Genomic DNA, 22,561 nt, shown 5'->3' with positions numbered 1-22,561 from the left:
GTGATGGGATCAAAACCAAACTTCGCATTAATAGATCTCAATCCCTGCACCAATGCCATAAACGCTTTCCTACTTTTAGTATTCAACGTTTCAAAAACTTTTTGTCCGATTACATTCGTATTATACAAATCGTATAATACAAATCCAATAAAATCGACTCTCACCACCGAGCCTGAAAAGTTTTAAAAGCCCAAAAGCTACATCTTCCATTAAATCTCGTACCTTTGCTGTCGATTTTAAATATCATATAATAATGAAGAACTTTATCAAGGGATTCCGGTTTACTCCCTCCAATTATCCGGCTGCAGTAGAAGAGAAAATACAGAAATACAGAAAACAAGGATACAAACTTCCGCCACGTAAGGTACTCCGTACCCCCGAGCAACTGGAAGGGATTCGTGAAAGCGCAAAAATCAATACAGCGTTGCTGGACTATATTTCGGAGAATATCCGTGAAGGGATGTCCACAGAAGAGATCGATGTGATGGTGTATGATTTCACAACCGCCCACGGAGCTATTCCCGCACCGCTCAACTATGAAGGATTTCCCAAAAGCGTCTGCACAAGTATCAATGATGTAGTGTGTCATGGGATACCCAACAAGCACGAGATTCTCAGAAGCGGTGATATTATCAACGTAGACGTTTCTACCATTTACAAAGGATATTTCTCCGATGCATCCCGGATGTTTATGATTGGAGAGGTCAGCCCTGAAATGCGCAAATTGGTTCAAGTGACCAAAGAATGTATGGAAATAGGTATTGCAGCCGCACAACCCTGGAAGCAATTGGGAGATGTAGGCGCAGCTATCCAAGCGCATGCCGAGAAGAACGGATTCAGTGTGGTACGTGATCTTTGCGGACATGGCGTAGGGATGAAGTTCCATGAAGAGCCGGATGTAGAACATTTCGGACGGCGAGGCACTGGCATGATGATCGTGCCGGGAATGACTTTTACCATCGAACCGATGATCAACATGGGAACTTACGAAGTATTCGTAGACGAAGCCGACGGATGGACAGTCTGCACGGACGACGGACTGCCTTCCGCCCAATGGGAAAACATGATTCTGATTACTGAAACCGGAAACGAAATTCTTACATATTGATGGAACTGATTCTACTCATTGCGATTGCCATATTAGTGACAGTCCTGCTGGTATTGGCTCTGACGAAAGGCAACAATCAAACGCAAGCGGAACAATTACAGATAGCCCTGCGCCAACAAATGCAAGAGAACCGGGAGGAACTGAACCGCAGTATCCGGGAACTCCGCATGGAAATGACGCAGACGCTCAACCAGAATATGCAGCAACTTCAAGACGTTCTGCACAAAAACATGATGACTACCGGAGAACTGCAACGGCAAAAGTTCGACATGATGGCCCGCCAGCAGGAAACGTTAATAAAATCCACCGAGAAACGTTTGGATGATATGCGTCTGATGGTGGAGGAGAAACTGCAAAAAACACTGAACGAACGAATTGGGCAATCCTTCGAGATAGTCCGTTCGCAACTGGAAAATGTGCAGAAAGGGCTGGGAGAAATGAAATCTCTCGCCCAAGATGTCGGCGGACTGAAAAAGGTATTGAGCAATGTGAAAATGCGGGGCACATTCGGAGAAGTCCAACTGGGTGCTTTATTGGAACAGATGATGAGTCCGGAACAGTACGATGCCAATGTCAAAACAAAAAAGAGCGGAACAGAATTCGTCGAGTTTGCTATTAAACTTCCGGGAAAAGATGACGCCAACAGCACTGTTTACCTCCCGATTGACGCTAAATTCCCCAAAGATATTTACGAACAGTATTATGATGCATTCGAGGCCGGAGATACCGCACTGATGGAGTCATCCGGCAAGCAACTGGAAAATACGATCAAGAAGATGGCAAAAGATATTCATGACAAGTATGTGGACCCACCTTTCACTACGGACTTTGCCATCATGTTTTTGCCATTCGAAAGTATCTACGCTGAAGTTATCCGCCGTACCAGCCTCGTAGAGACACTCCAAAAAGAATATAAAATTGTAGTGACCGGACCGACGACATTAGGCGCTATCCTCAACAGTCTGCAAATGGGCTTCCGCACCCTGGCGATCCAAAAGCGTACCGGAGAAGTGTGGACTGTATTGGGAGCTGTCAAGACAGAATTCGGCAAGTTCGGAGGACTGCTTGAAAAGGTACAAAAGAACCTCCAAAGTGCCGGCGACCAACTGGAAGAAGTGATGGGGAAACGGACACGTGCCATTGAACGCAAACTACGGCAAGTGGAACAGTTACCCCATGAAGAAAGCCGGAAAATTTTACCTATTGACGGAATAGAAGAAGAGGAAGAATAGTCTCACAGGCTATCAGAGTTGCATTACGGATATAATCATCAGAATATGTTTGTCAAGAACGAATCGTTGTGCCCTTTGTCGTAACGGAACGCAGCGCCAGTTTTTTCACCCAAAGCACAAAGATTCCTGTCAAAATAAGGTTCAAGACCAAAGTCAATACTGAAATCACCAATGCCGGACCTCCCAGATTATATCCTAATGCTATGAAAATAATCCCCGCTCCCACTTCGCCACGGGTAAACATACCGATCGAAAGAGCCAGGCGCTCACTCAACTTCCGGTCGCGATAGAAGAACATCGGACAAAGTTTTCCTAGATTTGACAGTAAAGAAACAATCACGACATGGAATAGAATCATTCCCCACGACATCATTTCCTGCGAACCGGTCACCGAATGTGTACCGGCATGAGTCTCCGCAAAGTTCACTCCGATAAAATGAGGCATACTCATCCCCACCAGGAACATAAACAGAAAGGAGATTCCCGTAGCAACCGACCGTTCAACCGGTGTATCATGCTCTTTATGCTTCATGATCATTCCCAAAACAAATGCCGGTAAAAGCACTTCGATATGAATGCTTCCCGCTTCTCCGTATAGTTCCTTGCTGCCAAGATAAAGTATCTGAGTAGCCAGAAATATAATAACAGAATAAAAGAGGATAGCCTTCCAATCCTGCCGCCAATCATATTTATTCAATCGCTGCCAGCCGATAGACAGCAATAGAAACACAATCACCACTACAATAATCAACTGCCAGCGCAAACCGATCATCATAATCTGAAGAGGAATCATCAGGATAATCGTGTCCAGATCATCGAAGATAGCCAACACCTGTATTTTCTTATAAATCCAACTGGATTTCAATCCGATAGCAGCCAGCATTGTAAATAAGATACCCGCAGAGGTAGGGGCGGCAAAACGGCTTAGCAACAGATTCTCTTTCCATGCCTCCCAGCTATTCCAGTAATCGTGCGGAAGTAATATGAACACATAATAAATAGCAATCATAAACCAAGGGAGAGCAGCCGTCGCCATCGCTATAAAATAATCTTCGGCATAACTTTTCCAGCGGGACTTGTCAAGAACAAATTCCCGGCCCACGTTAATCATTATAAAACTAAGACATACATAAAGCAATACGTTAGAAATGGACTTGACAACTCCATACCCCTCTCCTGCTATCATTGGCAGGAATTGTGAAATGACGAGCCCCAACATCAGGAAGCCCGAAAAAGACAGTACTTTTCTCATATTTATAGTTGTTGCTGGTATATTAAAAACTAACCGCAAGTCAATTTGTTCAGCGCATATCTCTGAAAAATTGCTTGCGGCAATGTTTTAATCCAATTTCAGTACGGCAAGGAAGGCTTTCTGAGGAACCTCCACGTTGCCAATCTGCTTCATCCGTTTCTTACCCCTCTTCTGCTTTTCAAGCAGTTTTCGTTTACGGCTTACGTCGCCACCGTAACATTTGGCTGTTACGTCTTTACGGACTGCCTTGATGGTTTCACGCGCTATAATCTTAGCTCCAATAGCCGCCTGGATAGCAATCTCAAACTGTTGGCGGGGAATCAGTTCTTTCAATTTCTCACACATCCGGCGTCCCATATCATAGGCATTGTCGAAATGGATCAGCGTAGACAGAGCGTCCACCGGCTCGCCGTTCAGCATAATATCCAGTTTCACCAGCTTGGAAGGTCTGAAACCGTTGGGATGATAGTCAAACGATGCATACCCTTTCGAAATACTCTTCAAACGGTCATAGAAGTCGATCACAATTTCCCCCAAAGGCATATTATAAAAGATCTCCACACGATTGCCGGAAATATATTCCTGTTTAAGAAGTTCTCCGCGTTTCCCCAGACAAAGCGTCATAATGGGGCCGATATAATCGGTAGTGGTGATGATGGAAGCCTTGATATAGGGTTCCTCGATATGATCGATCAATGTCGGGTCGGGCATACCACCGGGATTATGCACCTCCTTCATCTCTCCCTGTTTGTCATATATATTATAAGATACGTTGGGCACGGTAGTGATCACATTCATGTCGAATTCGCGATCAAGCCGTTCCTGCACGATCTCCATGTGGAGCAATCCCAGAAAACCGCAACGGAAACCAAAACCCAATGCCAATGAAGACTCCGGCTGGAAAGTCAAAGAAGCGTCGTTCAACTGCAATTTTTCCAACGAAGCGCGCAAATCTTCAAAATCTTCCGCCTCAATCGGATAAACTCCCGCAAATACCATCGGCTTCACTTCCTCAAATCCGGCGATAGCCTGCGCGCACGGACGGCCCACATGAGTGATGGTATCTCCCACTTTCACCTCTTTTGAAGTTTTAATACCGGAAATAATATACCCAACATCTCCCGTACGAAGCTCATTGCGAGGAACCAGCTCCATCTTCAATACCCCGACCTCGTCAGCGTCATATTCTTTACCCGTATTGAAGAACTTCACCTTATCCCCTTTCCGAATCACTCCGTTCTCAATCTTGAAATAGGCGATAATACCACGGAAAGAGTTGAATACGGAATCGAAGATCAATGCTTGCAGCGGCGCTTCCTCATCTCCTACCGGATGGGGAATACGTTCGATTACGGCTGCGAGAATCTCTTCCACCCCCATACCCGTCTTACCGGAAGCACGTATGATTTCCTCACGCTTGCAGCCCAGCAGTTCGACAATTTCATCTTCCACCTCTTCCGGCATGGCGCTTGCCATATCGCATTTATTGATTACAGGAATAATTTCAAGATCATGCTCGATAGCCATATACAGATTGGAAATGGTCTGTGCCTGTACTCCTTGAGATGCATCGACAATCAGCAACGCACCTTCACAGGCTGCGATAGAACGGGACACCTCATAGGAAAAGTCCACGTGTCCCGGAGTATCAATCAAGTTCAGGATATACTTCTCACCCTTATAATTATACTCCATCTGGATGGCATGGCTCTTGATTGTGATACCTCTCTCCTTCTCCAAGTCCATGTCGTCAAGCATCTGCCCTGAAGTCACCTGAATAGTGTTGGTATACTCCAACAAACGGTCGGCCAGAGTTGACTTACCATGATCAATGTGGGCTATAATGCAGAAATTTCGAATATTCTTCATTCTGAATTCTTATTATTTTGTCTTTTTCGGTGTGCAAAGATACGTAAATGGCGGAATATAAAAAAATGCGTTGATAACATTATGATAATGTACCAACGCATTTTTTTATTGCTTAAGTGAGTTACTCGCTTAGATCAATTTGATGAAGAGTTCACCTTCAACTTCTTCCACAGAGACTTTGTCTTCTCTCAATAACCAGCCAAGTCCGAGGAACAAATCTTTGTCAACCAATTTAGTTGCTTTCTTCAATTGCTTGGCAGTCATTCCTTCTGTTTCATTCAGTGCATTCCAGATAGTACCTGCAATCACACCTGCTTTTTCTTTCAACATTTGCTTTGAAATTTTAGTTAGACATGCTTTAAATCATCCGGTCTTGAAAGACTTTCAGATTTTATTTCGGGGACAAAGATAGCTATTTTTATGTTATAGAACACTTTATTGAAGTTTTTTTTATTGATTTTGTAAGAATAATGGCTTTTTTCCTTTATTTGGGATGGTTTTCGAGATATTCAGACCAGATTCTCGCCGCTTCTTCCACCATTTTCGCACAAGGACGTTTGCTATAATATTGAGCAGTACGTTCTTCCGGAACATTTGAGACCAGTTCTTTTTTCTTCAATCCCAACAATTCGCCACAAATCAGCGACCCGTTGCGTTTTTTAAACTCAGCAGCCAATTCCTGGACAACTGCATAATTTGCCGCCTTTCCCTCGCGGTCTGTCGCTTCCGTAGCTCCGGTTTCGAGTCCTGCCACCAAGAACATACCGCAAGCAGCACCACAAGTTTCGCGCATCCGGCCTATTCCTCCACCAAAGGATGCCCCCATGCGCAGAGCCTGTTCCTGCGTGAATCCGTACATATCTGCAAAAGCTGCCACTACGGACTGTGAACAATTGTATCCGCTTTTAAAAAACTCTACTGCTTTTTGTACTCTATCTTCCATACTATTGTCTTTTTATTATTATTCATCCCGACCCTAAAAACTCAACGGTCAATCTCCAACACCATCGGACAATGATCGGAATGCACCGCCTCATTCAGAATCCGCGCACTCTTCAGCCATCGGCGTACCGGCTCGCTGGTCATACAATAATCTATTCGCCAGCCTTTATTTTTGGCACGCGAATTAAAACGGTAACTCCACCAGGTATACTCCTGTTTTTCCGGATAAAGCAGACGGAAAGAATCAATAAAGCCTGCCGAGAGAAAACGCGTCATCCATTCCCGTTCTTCGGGGAGGAAACCGCTATTCTTCGCATTACGGACAGGATCATGAATATCAATCGGTTCATGGCATATATTATAATCACCGCAAAGAATCAGATTCGGACGTGTCTTCCGCAGCTCTGTCACGTATTTCTGAAAATCCTCCAGCCACACCATCTTGAATGCCTGGCGTTCGTCCCCGCTAGTCCCCGAAGGGTGGTACACGCTTACCACCGACAAATCGCCGAAGTCCGCACGGATAAAACGGCCTTCATTATCGTATGCTTCGATTCCCATCCCGTATTCCACGTGGTCAGGTTCTTGCTTGGTCAATATGGCCACTCCGCTATATCCTTTTTTCTGTGCCGAATACAAATACGACTTATAGCCCAATGCTTCAAACACTTCCGCCGGGTATTGATCCGGCTGTAGTTTTGTCTCTTGCAGACAAAGAATATCCGGATTTTCCTGCGCCAGCCATTCCGGGAAACCTTTGGAGACAGCAGCACGCAAGCCGTTCACATTATAAGTTATAATCTTCATCATTATATATTTATTGATTCACGTTTATTTTAGGAAAACAGAAGCATGATATTCAGTACGGATACAATTATCGCAATAGTATACAGCACAAATGTGCTCCAACGACTATTCACATAATTCCCCATCACCTTTCGGGAAGATGTCAGTCCGACTTGCAGAAAGACCGTGAAAGGCAATTGGATACTAAGTATCATCTGCGAAATAATCAGCCCCTTAAAAGGATCTCCGATAAAGAAAATCAGCAATAAGGCGATTCCTAGCGATAAAAGGACTCCCACTTGCGAGTGACTGTCTTTGATGTGATAAGACTCACCGAAAATACCGGCAAAGATGGAACCTGCCGCCATCCCGCTTGTAATGGTGGACGAAATGCCCGCCATCAGCAATGCCAAAGCAAATACAATGGCAGCGTTGCTGCCCAGCAACGGTTCCAGCAAGGACTTGGCCTGTTGCAGTTCCTCCACTTGAATGCCGCTTTTAAAGAAAGTCGCGGCAGCCAGCAGAATCATGGCACTGTTAATCGCCCAACCGATAACCATTGAGAACAGCGTATCGAACAATTCATATTTCAGTACTTTCTTGATAGATGCATCATCTTTCTTGTTATACTCGTGACTCTGTATCACTTCCGAATGCAAAAACAGGTTATGAGGCATTACCACCGCTCCCAGCACGCTCATGATTATCAACATACTTCCTTCGGGAAACGAAGGAGTCACCCACCCCGCTGTTGCAGCCGGCCAGTCTATCTGCACCAAGAAAAGTTCATAAATAAACGAAAGTCCGATGACAGACACAAACGCAATGATGGAACGTTCTATTTTTTTATAGGAATTGGTGAAAAGCATGATGGACACAAAAAGCGTAGTCAGCACAGCTCCCCATACAATAGGAATATCGAACAGCATTTCCAATGCGATGGCTCCACCCAGAATCTCTGCCAGCGAAGTAGAGATGGAAGCCAGCACCGCCGTACCAAGAATAGGACGGGATACCCATTTGGGAGTATATTTGGTGGCAGCTTCCGAAAGGCAAAGTCCGGTGACAATCCCCAAGTGAGCAACATTATGTTGAAGGATGATCAGCATAATCGTGGACAAGGTAACCACCCACAGTAATGAATAGCCGAATTCGGATCCGGCGGCAAAATTAGAAGCCCAGTTTCCGGGATCTATAAATCCGACAGTCACCAGAAGTCCCGGACCAATATATTTGAAAACATCCAGTCCGCCCAAATAGCGTTTATGATCTTTGCGTTTTAAGTCTTGAAAAAGATTCTTCATTGCTGCATAATAGTTTATTCAGTACAAATATACTTATAAATAACGAGTAGGGATCAATTTTGGTTCAAAATACCGACAAATAAGGAAAACGCTACTAACATCAAAAGCCCAAAGCAGTATCATAAAAGAATGCGGATCAACGCAAACCTACACAAAGATTAAATTTAATCTGCGATAATTTGCGTTAATCCGCGTTTCCTATCTTATACTTGAGACCGGATGATATCAATACCCCATCTCATGCAATGCACGGCATAACTGGTCCGGACACGAAGTGGGTCTGCCACCACAGCGTACTCCTTCAAGTTTACTTATCACGTCCTCCACCTTCATTCCCTTTACCAGGCGCGAAAGACCTTGAAGATTGCCGTTGCATCCTCCCCAAAAGGCCACTTCTTTCACCACTCCATCTTCCACATTCAGTTCAATGTTGGTGCTGCAAGTGCCTTTCGTCTTATAAACATATTCCATGAACTGCTATTCTTCGCCTTCCGGTTGCATATTGGTATAAACGGTCTGCACGTCGTCAAATTCTTCCAAACGTTCCACCATCTTATCTAATGTCTCACGCTGTTCCGGAGTAACCTCTTTCAGATCGTTCGGGATATAAGTGAAGTCTCCACCGACATCTTCGAAACCACATTCTTCCAAATGTTTCTGAATGGCGGCATAGCTCTTAGGATCACCATAGATCGTAATTGTTCCTTCTTCCTCATCTTCATCATATTCATCTTCTACATTATAATCTATCAGGTCAAGAATCAGTTCTTCCATATCCAAGTCCTCTTTCTTCTTGAAAGTGAAAATACACTTATGGTCGAAAAGAAATGCCAAAGAACCCATTGTACCCAAGTTTCCGCCGAATTTGTTGAAAACGGAACGCACGTCCGCTACAGTACGGGTAGGGTTGTCGGTAAGTGTATCTACGAATACAGCTACTCCGTGAGGGCCGTATCCCTCATACGTCATGCCCTTATAGTCACTCTGGTCTTTACCCATCGCATTCTTGATGGCACGCTCGATGTTATCCTTCGGCATGTTTTCACGCTTACAAGTAGCGATCACCGAACGGAGTGTCGGGTTGTTTTCGGGTTCCGGACCACCTGCCTTTACAGCAATAGCGATTTGTTTACCCAGTCTTGTAAATGTTTTAGCCATGTGGCCCCATCTCTTCAGCTTGGTAGCTTTTCTATATTCAAATGCTCTTCCCATTGGTTTATATTTTTAGATTGAAATTTTAAACTTATCTAAGTTTGGCTCCTAGTTTATCTTCCAGGTTTTTCACCAGTTTCGACATGATCTTATCAATCATCTTATCGTTCAATGTCTGGCTCTCGTCTTGAAGCAAGAAACTGACCGCATACGATTTCTTACCAGCTTCCAGGTTCTTGCCTTCATATACATCGAAGAGTTCCACTTCTTTCAGCAACTTCTTCTCTGTCTCGTAAGCGATCTTCTCGATTTCGGCAAACTGCACATTCTTGTCGAGCAGCAAAGCCAAATCGCGCCGTACAGCCGGGAACTTGGAAAGCTCCTTGTAGCTGACCTTAGCCGAACGGACAGCTTTCAGCAATTCTTTCCAGTTCAAGTCAGCGAAATAGACTTCATTGTCTATATCGAACGCTTTCAGCAGCTTCTTAGTAACTACACCGAAAGAAGCAAGGCGTTTGCCACCCTTCGTATGGACAGACAGTGCGGCAGCAAAGATATCATCAGACAGATTGCCTACCACCAGATTGTGCAAATCCAGTCCTAAACGTTTCAAGATATTCTCCACGTATGCTTTCAGCTCATATACCGAACTGTTCTCATCCGGATGCGCCCATGAGTTGGAAACCTTCTTGCCTGTAACCCACAGACCCAAATGATAATCTTCCGAATAAGGAGCCAACGCTTTTTCCGGGTTCTTCTTGTCCCCATCGAAATAATAGCAATTACCAAATTCAAAGAATTTCAGATCCGCATTTTTACGATTGGCATTATGGGCAATGCTTTCCAATCCACCGAACAGCAAAGTCTGGCGCATAGCGTTCAAATCAGCGCTTAGCGGATTCAACAGCATAACCAGGCGATTGGAAGGATAAGTTTCCAGACCGTCATAATAAGCCGCACGGGTCAATGAGTTGTTCAATATTTCATTGAATCCACAGCCCACCAATTGTTCGGCAACCAGATTCTGCAATTTATTCGACTTGTCATGCTCGCCTTTAGTAGTCAGACTGGATTTCAACGTAGTCGGAATTTCCACATTATTGTATCCGTAGATGCGGAGAATATCCTCAATCACGTCACAATCACGCTGCACATCCACACGATAAGGAGGAACGGCCAGTGTCAGTCCTTCCACCGTCTCATTAGTTATCTTCATTTCCAGGCTCGTCACAATGCTCTTGATTGTCTCTACCGGAATCACTTTACCAATCAGCGAATGTACTTTCTCGTAAGACAGGTCTACTATGAAATCCTGTGCAGGAGTAGTATATACATCTTTTATTTCAGAAGAGATAGTACCGCCTGCCAACTCTTTTACCATTATGGCAGCCAGTTTCAGACAGTAAATCACACTATTCGGGTCGATGCCGCGTTCAAAGCGGAAAGAAGCATCGGTATTCAAGCCGTGACGACGGGCCGTCTTACGCACCCATGTAGGATGGAAATAAGCACTTTCGATGAAAACATCCGTTGTAGCTTCCGTAGAACCGGAATCCAATCCGCCAAATACGCCCGCAATGCACATGGCTTCTTCCTTATTGCAAATCATCAGGTCGCGGTCACTCAGCTTACGTTCCACCTCGTCCAGTGTAACGAACGGAGTTCCTTCGGGCATTGTCTTTACGATAACTTCATTACCCTTTATCTTACCGGCATCAAAGCAATGCAACGGTTGTCCGAAAGCATGGACAATGTAATTAGTGACATCCACTACATTATTAATAGGACGCACACCGATCAGACGCAATTTATTCTGCAACCATTCCGGACTTTCCTTTACAGTCACTCCTTTCACGGTAACACCGGCATAATGCGGACACGCTTCACTGTTTTCAACCTTTACTTCAATATCCAAATCATGGTTTTCCACTTTAAAGTCATCCACCGACGGACGTTGCAGAGTTGCCTGCTTACCGTTCTGAATCAGATAAGCATACAAGTCACGGGCTACCCCGTAGTGAGAGCATGCATCCGCACGGTTAGGAGTGATATCCACTTCAAGCACATAATCGCTCTTGATATTATAATAATCTTTGGCAAGAGTACCCGGGACAGCATTTTCCGGCAAAACGATGATACCTGCATGATCCGTACCGATACCGATTTCATCTTCAGCACAAATCATACCTGTAGATTCTACACCGCGGATTTTTGATTTTTTGATGGTAAAGCATTCGTCCCCGTCATAGAGTTTTGTCCCCAATGTAGCGACTACCACTTTTTGTCCGGCAGCCACGTTCGGAGCTCCACAAACGATCTGCACCGGATCGCCTTCTCCCAGATTGACAGTAGTAATGTGCAGATGGTCCGAATTAGGATGTTCCACACAGGTCAGCACTTCGCCGATCACAAGTCCCTCCAAACCACCTTTAATGGTCTGCACTTCTTCCACACCACCTGTTTCCAAGCCGATAGAAGTCAACGCAGCCGCCGTTTCATCAGGCGTCAAATCGAAGTTGACATACTCTTTCAGCCAGTTATAAGAGATATTCATATAATTAATTTTTTATTGTTTCTCAAAAGATTCGCAAAGTTAATAAGATTTTTCGGTTGACCGAAAAGGTTAGATAAAAAATTGCAGGTTATTTCACCACAGAGGACACTGAGGACACAGAGTTTTTTCTTTTTATTTAAGCACTCATGTTTAATTAGTTTATAAGTTAATTATACACACTTTGCTTATTACGGATTTACACTTATTTTTCATCTTTCTGATATCCTCTGTGCCCTCAGTGTCCTCTGTGGTGAAATAATACGCAACTAAAATGGCAAAGGTCCATCCCCTCCTACCGGTGCCCCGAACGGATTACCCGACTGCGGAGTAAAGTCCGGTGTCGGCGGTGGCGGAACGGAACCGGCTCCTCCGGCATTCATCTTAGACCCCAGCATAGCACCGGCAGGCTCACCCGGCATAGGAATCACCATGTCATCCTCCGGATTTGAGAAACGGGTAAACTCACCTTTGAATCGGAGCAGCACTTCACCCACCGCACCGTTACGATGCTTGGCTATCACAATCTCCGCCATACCGCGAAGGTCATTACCACGATCATCCTGGTAAATTTTGTAATATTCCGGACGGTGGATAAAACATACCATATCGGCATCCTGCTCGATGGCTCCCGATTCACGAAGGTCGCTCAACTGCGGACGTTTGCCATCAATTCCTTCACGGCTCTCCACACCACGATTCAACTGCGACAATGCGACAATCGGGATGTTCAGCTCCTTCGCCAATCCCTTCAGTGAACGTGAAATGGTACTGACCTCCTCCTGACGGCTTCCGAACGCCATTCCACTAGCATTCATCAACTGCAAGTAGTCAATAATAATGATTTTCACCCCATGTTCACGCACCAGACGACGGGCTTTCGTACGAAGCTCAAACACCGACAGAGAGGGAGTATCATCCACATACAGCGGTGCATCCAGCAAATCCTTCAGTTTATAGTCCAATTGCTGCCATTCATAATTCGCCAACTGTCCGCTTTTAATTTTCTCACTCGGAATCTCGCAGACATTCGTAATCAGACGATTCACCAACTGGACATTACTCATTTCAAGAGAAAACAACGCTACCGGGTTACGATAATCGACGGCTATATTCTTCGCCATAGAAAGGACGAAAGCTGTCTTACCCATCGCAGGACGGGCGGCAATAATAATAAGGTCGGAGTTCTGCCAACCGGAAGTCATCTTGTCCAGCTTCGTAAAACCGCTTTCAAGCCCACTCAATCCGTCCGTTCGTGCCGCTGCCTTCTGAATCAGCTTATACGCTTCGTCAATCACCGGATTGATCTGCGTGTAGTCCTTCTTCATGTTCTGCTGCGAAATCTCAAAAAGCTTTCCTTCGGCTTCCTGCATCAGATCGTCCACATCCAGCGTTTCATCAAACGCCTTACTTTGAATGTTACTGGTAAAAGTAATCAACTCGCGCGCCAATGATTTCTGTGCTATGATGCGTGCATGATATTCAATATGCGCCGAAGAGGCCACTTTGCTACTCAACTGAGTAATATAGAACGGACCTCCGACCTCTTCCAGCTCTCCGCGTTTGCTAAGCTGTTCCTTTACTGTCAGAATATCCACCGGCTTCTGATTTACGGCAAGATCGGTGATAGCGGCATAGATCAGTTGATGCCGGTGTTCATAAAAAGATTCGGGACGAAGAATTTCACTCACCAACGAATAAGCGTCCTTCTCAATCATCAAAGCCCCCAATACTGCTTCTTCCAGCTCAGGTGCCTGCGGCTGAATACGTCCATAATCATTTACCGGTTGCACTTTAGCAGACTTCGTATTGCGGGTGTTTCTTCTCTGTTCGGCCATTAATTCAATTAAAAATTAAAGATTAAAAACTAAAAGTTACGACTGGACATACTCATTCATAACAGATTTCTTCCGGTCGGGAGGACAAAGATAGAACATAATCACGAAGAATAGATAAGGAAAAATGAAGTTTTTACTAACTTTGTCCCCTGTGTCGCTTTTTCTTTAATTTTTAATCTTTAATTTTTAATTGATTATGATTGCTTTTCCCAATATCAAAATAAACTTGGGGCTTTCCATTACGGAAAAACGCCCCGACGGATACCATAATCTGGAAACAGTGTTCTATCCGGTGGCTTTGGAAGATGCGCTGGAAATCCGTACTTCTCCCGACACTGACCGGAAATTCACCCTTTACCAACACGGAATGGAAATAGCGGGCAAGCCGGAAGATAATCTGGTGGTAAAAGCCTATCTGTTGATGGATAAGGAGTTCCATCTTCCTCCTGTAGAGATCCATCTATATAAACACATTCCTTCCGGAGCCGGACTGGGTGGAGGGTCATCCGATGCAGCTTTCATGCTGAAGTTGCTCAATGATCATTATCAGTTAGGGGTATCTGAAGAACAATTGGAGGTATACGCCGCCACTTTGGGAGCAGACTGTGCTTTCTTTATCAAAAACAGACCTACCTTTGCCGAAGGAATCGGTAATATCTTTTCTCCGGTCGAGCTTTCATTAAGCGGCTACCAAATCATGATTATCAAACCGGATGTGTTCGTATCCACTCGGGAAGCTTTTGCAAACATCCGCCCTCATCATCCGGAATATCCTGTCAAAGAGGTCATCCGACGCCCGGTTACAGAGTGGAGAGATACCCTGATCAATGATTTCGAAGCCAGCGTATTCCCGCAACATCCCATCATCGGAGATATAAAAAAAGAGCTCTATCATCACGGAGCGATCTACGCATCCATGAGCGGTTCCGGTTCTTCAGTTTTCGGACTGTTCACACCCGATGTACTGTTACCGGAAATTGATTGGGGAACAGATACGTTCTGCTTCACAGGAACACTTAAATAAAAACGGTACCACGACTCACGTCGTAGTACCGTCACAACACAAACACAAAATAAAACACGACAAAACTACTGTGCAATCTGCCTGTCTATACCAAAGAGGTATAAGTACTGCTCTTGTATATTCACATACCCGCGAACAGCTTCAGGTCGATCACATCAAATTAAACAAATCTACATTGATTTGTTCGAGTTATCAGATGATAAAACAAAAAAATGCTATTTACTGAATACCTCTTTCACGAAGTTTCAACTGCCAGTTCCAGGCAGAGCGCAAAGTATCTTCCAAAGTTTCCACAGCTTTCCATCCCAATTCGGAATTAGCGAAATCAGGATTTGCCCAAACTTTTTCAATATCTCCCGCACGACGTCCAACGATCTGATAGTTCAACTTCACACCGGTAGCCTTCTCGAAGCCTTGAATCAATTCCAATACAGAGACACCACGTCCCGTACCGATATTGAATACTTCCACTTTTTCTTTCTGCGCCTTCTCCAAGATACGGCGGATAGCAATCACGTGCGCCTTAGCCAAGTCAACAACATTGATAAAGTCACGGATGCAAGAACCGTCGGGCGTATCATAATCGTCACCGAACACACTCAACTTCTCGCGAATGCCGATAGCTGTCTGAGTCAGATAAGGAATCAGGTTTTGGGGAACACCGTTCGGCAACTCACCCAGCAATGCGGTAGGATGCGCGCCTATCGGATTGAAATAACGCAACATGATTGCATTGATCGGAGCACCGGAGGCTACCGTATCACGGATAATCTCTTCATTAATCTGTTTTGTATTTCCGTATGGTGATTCCGCTTTCTTAATCGGCGCCTTTTCTGTCACCGGCAATTCATCCGGCTGTCCATACACCGTACAAGAAGAAGAGAATACAATACCTTCCACTCCGTGTTTCGGCATCAGTTCGAGAAGGTTGATCAAAGAAACCAGATTATTACGATAATAAAGCAACGGTTTCTCCACCGATTCACCTACCGCCTTGCTTGCAGCAAAGTGGATGATAGCTTTAATTCCTTTATATTTTGTGAATACGGCGTCAAGACCTTCAAAATCAAGACAATCCAACTTTTCGAAAGCCGGACGGATACCGGAAACTTTTTCTATATTGTCGACAACATCAGCACTGGAATTTGATAAATTATCGATGATGATTACTTCATACCCACTGTTTTGCAGCTCTACAACAGTATGGGAACCAATATATCCCGTTCCCCCTGTCACTAAAATTCTTTCTTTCATATTCTTTACTTATATGGTTAGTTCTTCGGTCTATTATTGTTTGAGCTACAAATGTATGGAAATAAAATGAGAATGCAATATTCCGTAACCATTTTATTTATAAAAGAATTGGGAACTCATTATCTGTATGTCCCCACACAGCCGAGCTCCCAATTCATATTTAATTATCAACTGTAAATCTTATACCACGCCGGAGAATCCCATGAATGCCATAGCCAGCAAACCGGCGGTGATCAAAGCAATCGGAGTGCCTTGCATTCCCTTCGGGATTTTCACCAGACTCATCTGCTCGCGCAATCCTGCAAAAAGCATCAGCGCCAGTCCGAATCCGAGAGCTGTTGAGAACGCATATACAACGCCTGTCAGCAAATCATAGTCTTTCTGAATCACCAGAATAGCCACACCCAAGATACAGCAGTTGGTTGTGATCAATGGCAAAAATACACCCAACGCCTGGTACAGAGCCGGAGAGACTTTCTTCAGAATGATTTCCACCATCTGCACCAGTCCGGCGATCACCAGAATAAAAGTGATTGTCTGCAAATATCCCAGATCGAAAACATCCAGAACAAATTTCTGAATCAGGAAAGTGACAATGGTAGCGATGGTCAGCACGAAAGCAACCGCAGCGCTCATACCCATCGCAGTTTCCACTTTCTTGGATACGCCCAGGAACGGACAAATGCCCAAGAACTGCGACAACACGATGTTGTTTACAAAGATTGCCGAAATAAAAATCAATATATATTCCATATTCTTCTCTTATTTAATTGAATTAGGCTTTCTTCAAGCTGTTGATCAACGCAATAAGGTATCCTAAAGCGATGAAAGCACCCGGAGCCAATACAAACACCAACATTCCGTACTCTTCCGGCATGATTGTCAGATTGAAAATCTTGCCTGTTCCCAAGAATTCGCGGACAGCTCCCAGCAGAGTCAAGGCTATCGTAAAACCAAGTCCCATACCAAGACCGTCGAACATGGAAGCCACCGGATTATTCTTCGCGGCGAATGCTTCAGCACGTCCCAGCACGATACAGTTTACTACGATCAACGGGATGAAAAGCCCCAGTGTGGCATACAAATCCGGCACGTAAGCCTGCATCACCATCTGGAGCAATGTTACGAAAGACGCAATGACTACAATGAACGATGGGATACGTACCATATCCGGAATCAGATTCTTGATGGAAGAAATTACCACGTTCGAGCAAATCAACACAAACATAGTGGCCAGTCCCATACCCATACCATTGATAGCCGATGAAGTTGTACCCAATGTAGGACACATACCAAGCAGGAGCACAAACGTAGGATTCTCTTTGATAATCCCGTTCATCATTACTTTAAAATTATTCATATCTTAATCTCCTCCTTTCTTAATTAATAGAATCTTGCTTCACCGTTTCAGTTTCCGGAGCAGTGGCAGGTTCATTTTTCTGCGAAGCTCCCGAAACAGTATCTACTTCTCCCGTCTTATAGGCCTCGTAAGCCTTGTTGATAGCGTTCAGGAAAGCGCGCGACGTGATAGTGGAAGCGGTAATAGCGTCTACCTGACCTCCGTCCTTAGAGACTTTCAGCTCACCTTCGCCCGGACTCATGCCTATGATAGACTTTTTGCTCATTTCGTGCGTCACCGCCTTTTCGCCTTTGGTAGCGTCATAGGCTCCAAACCATTTGTCAGCTTTCGAGCCCAATCCCGGAGTCTCGGTATGGGCCAGCAAAGAGTAATTGTAAATCTTGCCTTTTGCATCAAAGCCGACCAGCACTTTCAGTTCGCCACCGAATCCCATAGCTTTGGACTCAACAGCCGAACCTACCCATTCCTCTCCTTTTTTTGCCGGATAAACGATGAAGTCCACCACTTTCTTTCCGTCTTTCTCGCTGAAGATCGTGTCGCTTTCGCCTACCGGGTTATTAGTAAATTCCGGAAGAACCTGTTTCAAGGCCTTGTTCAATGTCTTCGCATTCGCTTCGGCAATAGGACCTTTTGTCAGTTCATTCACGTAAGCCAGCAATGCTACGGAAATGGCAGTCACCCCCGTAAGTACCAGCAGCATATTCTTTAAAGATGATTCTAACTTTTTCATTTCTTCTTCGCTACCTCCCCAAAGCGTTTAGGTTTACAATAGGTGTTAATCAGCGGAGTGAACGCATTCATAATCAGGATGGCAAACGACATACCTTCGGGATATGCGCCGAACAGACGGATAATAACCGTCAGCAGACCGATACAAACACCATAAATCAACATTCCTTTCTTGCTCATCGGAGAAGTCACATAGTCGGTTGCCATAAAAACCGCACCCAACATCAATCCGCCGGAAAGCAACTGCAATACCGGAGATACATATTTTGCAGGATCAACCAAATGCATGATACCGGCAAAAACAAATACAGTGACCAAGATAGACACAGGGATATGCCAAGTGATGATTTTCTTCCAAAGCATGTAACCCAATCCGATCAGCAGAGCCAACGCGCTGACCTCACCGATACAGCCACCGTTCTGACCGATCAGCAGACTGAAAGAATCAGGAAGCTGGTCGATAGAGAATCCCTGAACCCCTCCGATTATTCCTTTCATGATAGCCAACGGAGTAGCTCCGGTAGTAGCATCCGTATAAGCTGTCAACTGACCTACTACCGGCCAGCTAGTCATCTGTACGGGGAACGAAAGCAACAGGAAGACACGTCCTGCCAATGCGGGGTTGAAAGGGTTGCAGCCTAATCCGCCGAAAGACATCTTGCCTACACCGATAGCGAACAATGCGCCCAGAATAATAATCCATACAGGTAGGTTGGACGGCAAATTGAAAGCCAGCAACACACCTGTGATGACAGCAGAACCGTCACAAATTGTTGAAGTCGGTTTCTTCATCAAATATTTTCCGATCGCCCATTCGAAGAATAAACAGGCCGCAACGGAAGTAGCAGTAACAATCAGAGCACCCAGTCCGAAGAAATAGAGAGACACCAGAAACGCCGGAATCAGTGCAATCAGCACACCGTACATATTTTTCTGTACGCTGTCTCCGCCATGAACGTGGGGTGATAGTGATACGATTAATTTATTTTCCATATTCGTTATTTTTTAGCTTGACGTGCACGAATCATAGCTCCCACTTTGCCTTTACCGAGACGACAATAGTCGAGCAACGGACGGTTGGCAGGACAAGTGAACTGGCAAGAGCCACACTCGATACAGTCCATGATTCTTTCTTTTTCCATTCTTTCAAAATCACCGTTTTCGGACAAAGCTCCCAGCAAGTACGGTTCCAGTCCCATCGGACAAGCGCTTACACACTTCGCGCAACGGATACAGGTCTGTGCCTCACCACGCTTGGCTTCCTTCTGATTCATGATCAGAATACCGGAACTGCCTTTCGCAGTAGGAACTTCCGTATTGACCAAAGCCTTACCCATCATCGGACCACCACCGATCACTTTTCCCGTATCTTCCGGTAGACCCCCGCAAGCATCAATCAGCTGCTTCATCGGCGTACCGATACGGGCCAGGAAGTTGGAAGGTTTTGCAACCGACTTACCGGTCACAGTGATTACCCGTTCAAACAACGGCTTGTTCTTCTGAACGGCTTGATACACAGCAAAAGCAGTACCCACGTTCTGAACGACCGCTCCGGTAGAAATAGGAAGGGCGCCGCTCGCCACCTGGCGTTTGGTTATCGCATCGATCAGTTGCTTTTCACCTCCTTGCGGATATTTCACCTTCAAAGGCACTACCTCGATACCGGCATAACCGGAAGCCACTTTCGTCATCAGCTCGATAGCGTCCGGTTTGTTATTTTCGATTCCGATAAATGCCTTGTTCACTTTCACAGCTTTCATCAGGATAGAAACACCGACCATGATCTCTTCCGCGTGTTCCAGCATAAGCTGATGATCGGCCGTCAGATAAGGTTCGCACTCTACCGCATTGATAATCACACATTCGGCCTTGAAAGAAGGAGGAGGACAAAGTTTCACCTGAGTAGGGAAACAAGCGCCACCCAGACCGACGATTCCCGCTTCGGCAATCTTTTTCACAATCTCCTCCGATGAAAGCTCACATTCTTTCACCAGGGTTGCGCTACGGTCAATCGTTTCTTCCCATTCATCACCTTCCACATCAATAAAAATAGCTGGTTTCGCATAACCGCTGGCATCGACTATCGTATCAATCTTCGCCACTTTGCCACTGACGGAAGAGTGAATTGCTGCCGAAACAAAGCCGGCCGGTTCGGCAATCTTAGTGCCCACCTTTACCACATCCCCTTTCGCAACAATCGGCTTTGCAGGTGCGCCGATGTGCTGCCCCAGCAAAATAACGGCCTTTGCAGGAACCTCCGCCGTGATGATAGGTTGATGTGCCGACAATTTATTTTCGTGTGGATGAACTCCACCAATTGAAAATGTCTTTAACATACAATTCTGTATTTTATTCTGTTATTATTCTGTTACTTTCGGAGTAGCCGGAGCTTTCGGAGCAACTGGTGCTTTCGGAGCTTCCACAGCTTCTTCTGCCTTCGGTTTGCGAGGAGGGAAATTCAGCTCGATAATGGAATTCTGCGGACAAACTTCCACACATTTCCGGCAAGATTTACACTTGTTCGGATCAATGTAAGCCAGATTATTCTCCAATGTGATAGCCTCGAACGGACAAGTCTTCACACACTTGCCACAGCCGATACAACTTACCGTACAAGCTTTGCGGGCAACGGCGCCTTTGTCTTTGTTCACGCAAGAGACGTACACGCGACGCGACTTCTTACCCTGCGGGCGAATCTCGATAATCGCTTTCGGACAGGCCTTCACACAAGCACCGCAAGCCGTACATTTAGTCTCGTCCACTTCCGGCAGACCCGTTTCGGGATTCATGTGGATGGCGTCAAACTGACAAGCCGCCACACAGTCACCACATCCCAGACAACCGTAACTGCATCCCGTCTCACCACCATACAGTGAAGCGGCAATAGCGCAGCTCTTGGCACCATCGTACTGGTTGATGCGAGGGCGGTTGGCACAGGTTCCGTTACATCTCACCACTGCTACCATCGGTTCAGTCTCACCGGCTGCCAGTCCGAGAATATCAGCAACTTTTGCCATGACAGGCTGTCCGCCTACAGGGCAGAACTTACCTTCCAGTGAACCGGCTTTGACACAAGCGTCGGCAAATCCGCTACAACCGGGGTAGCCACATCCACCGCAATTAGCCTGGGGTAATACTTCCCCCACTTGGGCAATCCGCGGGTCTTCATACACGGCAAATTTCTTGGAAGCCACATACAAAATAGCGGCCAGCACGAGCGCTATCGCTCCCAATGAAATCACTGCAATCAGAATCAAATTCATAATGTTTTAGTTATTTATTGGTTTTATAGTAAATGAAAATTTTTGTTTCAGTCGTGTTTTGTTGAGCCAGAGAATGAAATAATAGGGTATAAGTATAGCCAGAGAAAGAAGAGCGGAATACAGTTCATTCTCCATCAACGCCATAAAAAGGAATAGTGAAAATATCAGAAGTATGAAAGGAATTATAAAAGCCAATACCACCGCCATCATGCCCATCGACGTTTCGCCAATCACCATGACTTTCTCTCCTACCCGGTAGGAAGAGGCCGCCGTATCGATAATATCTATGATTTTGTCCTTGCTATCCGCTGAGGAACAGTGTCCCTTTGCGCTACAAGCCACACAAGCCGATGTCTGAACAATCCTCACCGACAGATGAGAACCCTGTATGTTTTCCACAATACCCAGATGCTTTATAGTATTATTCGTCATTTTGCAAACTCAACATTACAAATCGCGGCAAATTTAATCATTATTTATGAACTACGAAGCATTCTCCCTATTTTTTTACACATAATAAAATGTTATTTTTTGCGTCCGCGTTATCGCACACGGAAAAGATATGGCTACGATTTGTACACTTTATCAGCCTTTTTCAATCTCCCAGTCTCCTACTGTCCCCCGTTCACTATCAAAGTTAATCGCTACTTTCACGACCGGAAGGCCACACAAAGAGAAGCGTTCAGGATAATTCTTCAAGTTGATCTGTTCCATAGCTTCACCGGCAGTCTTATCAAGCTTCAACTCCATCACATAAAGTGTGGTTTTCGTACGAAGAACCACATCCACTCGACCACGGGGAGTACGGACTTCAATATCTACATAATAATTCAGCAGACTGAATATGACATAAAAGAGTTGCTGGTAATGCCCCTCATATTTAGTATTGTCACAATA

At 45.2% G+C, this 22,561-nt stretch carries 22 protein-coding genes; 3 read left to right on the top strand and 19 right to left on the bottom strand.

The genetic code is table 11. The features are described from left to right. Window positions 1-253: 253 nt before the first annotated feature. Complete coding sequence (gene map / locus H8S63_RS00110) at window positions 254-1,108, top strand: type I methionyl aminopeptidase (RefSeq protein WP_007761064.1); 855 nt, start codon at window positions 254-256, stop codon at window positions 1,106-1,108. Then, window positions 1,108-2,340: a DNA recombination protein RmuC gene (locus H8S63_RS00105; RefSeq protein ID WP_007752581.1), complete on the top strand. Its 1,233-nt coding sequence runs from the start codon at window positions 1,108-1,110 to the stop codon at window positions 2,338-2,340. The genes map and H8S63_RS00105 overlap by 1 nt, the downstream gene beginning before the upstream one ends. A 52-nt stretch (window positions 2,341-2,392) precedes the next feature. On the opposite strand, the gene H8S63_RS00100 is transcribed toward H8S63_RS00105, so the two are convergent. The 10 genes from H8S63_RS00100 to dnaB all read right to left on the bottom strand — a co-directional run bounded on the left by H8S63_RS00100 (window position 2,393) and on the right by dnaB (window position 14,034). After that, on the bottom strand, window positions 2,393-3,592 hold the full coding sequence (locus H8S63_RS00100) for a sodium:proton antiporter (protein ID WP_186925361.1): 1,200 nt from the start codon (window positions 3,590-3,592) through the stop codon (window positions 2,393-2,395). An 87-nt stretch (window positions 3,593-3,679) separates the two neighbouring features. After that, complete coding sequence (lepA, locus tag H8S63_RS00095) at window positions 3,680-5,461, bottom strand: translation elongation factor 4 (protein WP_007752572.1); 1,782 nt, start codon at window positions 5,459-5,461, stop codon at window positions 3,680-3,682. 129 nt (window positions 5,462-5,590) lie between these two features. Next, window positions 5,591-5,791, bottom strand: a complete 201-nt coding sequence (locus H8S63_RS00090) for a winged helix-turn-helix domain-containing protein (protein ID WP_004295603.1) — start codon at window positions 5,789-5,791, stop codon at window positions 5,591-5,593. Between the two features lie 154 nt (window positions 5,792-5,945). Continuing rightward, on the bottom strand, window positions 5,946-6,404 hold the full coding sequence (locus H8S63_RS00085; RefSeq protein WP_186925360.1) for a C-GCAxxG-C-C family protein: 459 nt from the start codon (window positions 6,402-6,404) through the stop codon (window positions 5,946-5,948). A 41-nt stretch (window positions 6,405-6,445) separates the two neighbouring features. After that, entirely contained in the window at window positions 6,446-7,210 is a 765-nt protein-coding gene (locus tag H8S63_RS00080) for an exodeoxyribonuclease III (protein WP_032839541.1), read from the bottom strand. Window positions 7,211-7,239: 29 nt separating this feature from the next. Then, a complete protein-coding gene (locus tag H8S63_RS00075; protein ID WP_007752553.1) occupies window positions 7,240-8,493 on the bottom strand; it encodes an Nramp family divalent metal transporter in 1,254 nt (417 codons plus the stop codon). 225 nt (window positions 8,494-8,718) lie between these two features. Beyond that, window positions 8,719-8,964, bottom strand: coding sequence for a TIGR03905 family TSCPD domain-containing protein (locus tag H8S63_RS00070; RefSeq protein WP_007752551.1), 246 nt, complete (start codon window positions 8,962-8,964; stop codon window positions 8,719-8,721). A 6-nt stretch (window positions 8,965-8,970) separates the two neighbouring features. Continuing rightward, complete coding sequence (locus tag H8S63_RS00065) at window positions 8,971-9,705, bottom strand: YebC/PmpR family DNA-binding transcriptional regulator (RefSeq protein WP_007752549.1); 735 nt, start codon at window positions 9,703-9,705, stop codon at window positions 8,971-8,973. Window positions 9,706-9,736: 31 nt separating this feature from the next. After that, window positions 9,737-12,199 carry a phenylalanine--tRNA ligase subunit beta gene (gene pheT / locus H8S63_RS00060; protein WP_186925359.1) on the bottom strand — a complete coding sequence of 821 codons (2,463 nt, stop codon included), beginning with the start codon at window positions 12,197-12,199 and terminating at the stop codon, window positions 9,737-9,739. Window positions 12,200-12,465: 266 nt separating this feature from the next. Beyond that, window positions 12,466-14,034: a replicative DNA helicase gene (gene dnaB, locus H8S63_RS00055; RefSeq protein ID WP_186925358.1), complete on the bottom strand. Its 1,569-nt coding sequence runs from the start codon at window positions 14,032-14,034 to the stop codon at window positions 12,466-12,468. A 196-nt stretch (window positions 14,035-14,230) separates the two neighbouring features. Between dnaB and ispE the strand changes: the two genes are divergently transcribed. Beyond that, window positions 14,231-15,058 (top strand): 4-(cytidine 5'-diphospho)-2-C-methyl-D-erythritol kinase, encoded by an 828-nt coding sequence (gene ispE, locus H8S63_RS00050; RefSeq protein WP_186925357.1) that lies wholly within the window; start codon window positions 14,231-14,233, stop codon window positions 15,056-15,058. Window positions 15,059-15,277: 219 nt separating this feature from the next. On the opposite strand, the gene galE is transcribed toward ispE, so the two are convergent. From galE to H8S63_RS00005, 9 genes are all read right to left on the bottom strand, one after another. Beyond that, window positions 15,278-16,312, bottom strand: a complete 1,035-nt coding sequence (gene galE / locus H8S63_RS00045) for a UDP-glucose 4-epimerase GalE (RefSeq protein WP_007752533.1) — start codon at window positions 16,310-16,312, stop codon at window positions 15,278-15,280. 180 nt (window positions 16,313-16,492) lie between these two features. Beyond that, window positions 16,493-17,065: an electron transport complex subunit RsxA gene (gene rsxA / locus H8S63_RS00040; protein WP_186925356.1), complete on the bottom strand. Its 573-nt coding sequence runs from the start codon at window positions 17,063-17,065 to the stop codon at window positions 16,493-16,495. A 22-nt stretch (window positions 17,066-17,087) separates the two neighbouring features. Further along, complete coding sequence (gene rsxE / locus H8S63_RS00035; protein ID WP_007752528.1) at window positions 17,088-17,672, bottom strand: electron transport complex subunit RsxE; 585 nt, start codon at window positions 17,670-17,672, stop codon at window positions 17,088-17,090. A 19-nt stretch (window positions 17,673-17,691) separates the two neighbouring features. Beyond that, complete coding sequence (locus tag H8S63_RS00030; RefSeq protein WP_007752522.1) at window positions 17,692-18,402, bottom strand: RnfABCDGE type electron transport complex subunit G; 711 nt, start codon at window positions 18,400-18,402, stop codon at window positions 17,692-17,694. Further along, a complete protein-coding gene (locus H8S63_RS00025; protein ID WP_007752521.1) occupies window positions 18,399-19,394 on the bottom strand; it encodes an RnfABCDGE type electron transport complex subunit D in 996 nt (331 codons plus the stop codon). The genes H8S63_RS00030 and H8S63_RS00025 overlap by 4 nt, the downstream gene beginning before the upstream one ends. A gap of 5 nt (window positions 19,395-19,399) precedes the next feature. After that, on the bottom strand, window positions 19,400-20,737 hold the full coding sequence (rsxC, locus tag H8S63_RS00020) for an electron transport complex subunit RsxC (RefSeq protein ID WP_007752519.1): 1,338 nt from the start codon (window positions 20,735-20,737) through the stop codon (window positions 19,400-19,402). Window positions 20,738-20,761: 24 nt separating this feature from the next. Further along, a complete protein-coding gene (locus H8S63_RS00015; protein ID WP_186925355.1) occupies window positions 20,762-21,664 on the bottom strand; it encodes a Fe-S cluster domain-containing protein in 903 nt (300 codons plus the stop codon). 6 nt (window positions 21,665-21,670) lie between these two features. Next, entirely contained in the window at window positions 21,671-22,096 is a 426-nt protein-coding gene (locus tag H8S63_RS00010; protein ID WP_186925354.1) for a SoxR reducing system RseC family protein, read from the bottom strand. 153 nt (window positions 22,097-22,249) lie between these two features. Then, the coding region (locus H8S63_RS00005) for a PD-(D/E)XK nuclease domain-containing protein (protein ID WP_186925353.1) at window positions 22,250-22,561 on the bottom strand (312 nt) is incomplete at its 5' end.

This window comes from Bacteroides sp. NSJ-39 (assembly GCF_014287315.1).
GTDB lineage: Bacteria > Bacteroidota > Bacteroidia > Bacteroidales > Bacteroidaceae > Bacteroides > Bacteroides finegoldii.
Note: the sequence above shows the minus strand (reverse complement) of the source record. Positions and strands in the feature narration are given on the sequence as shown.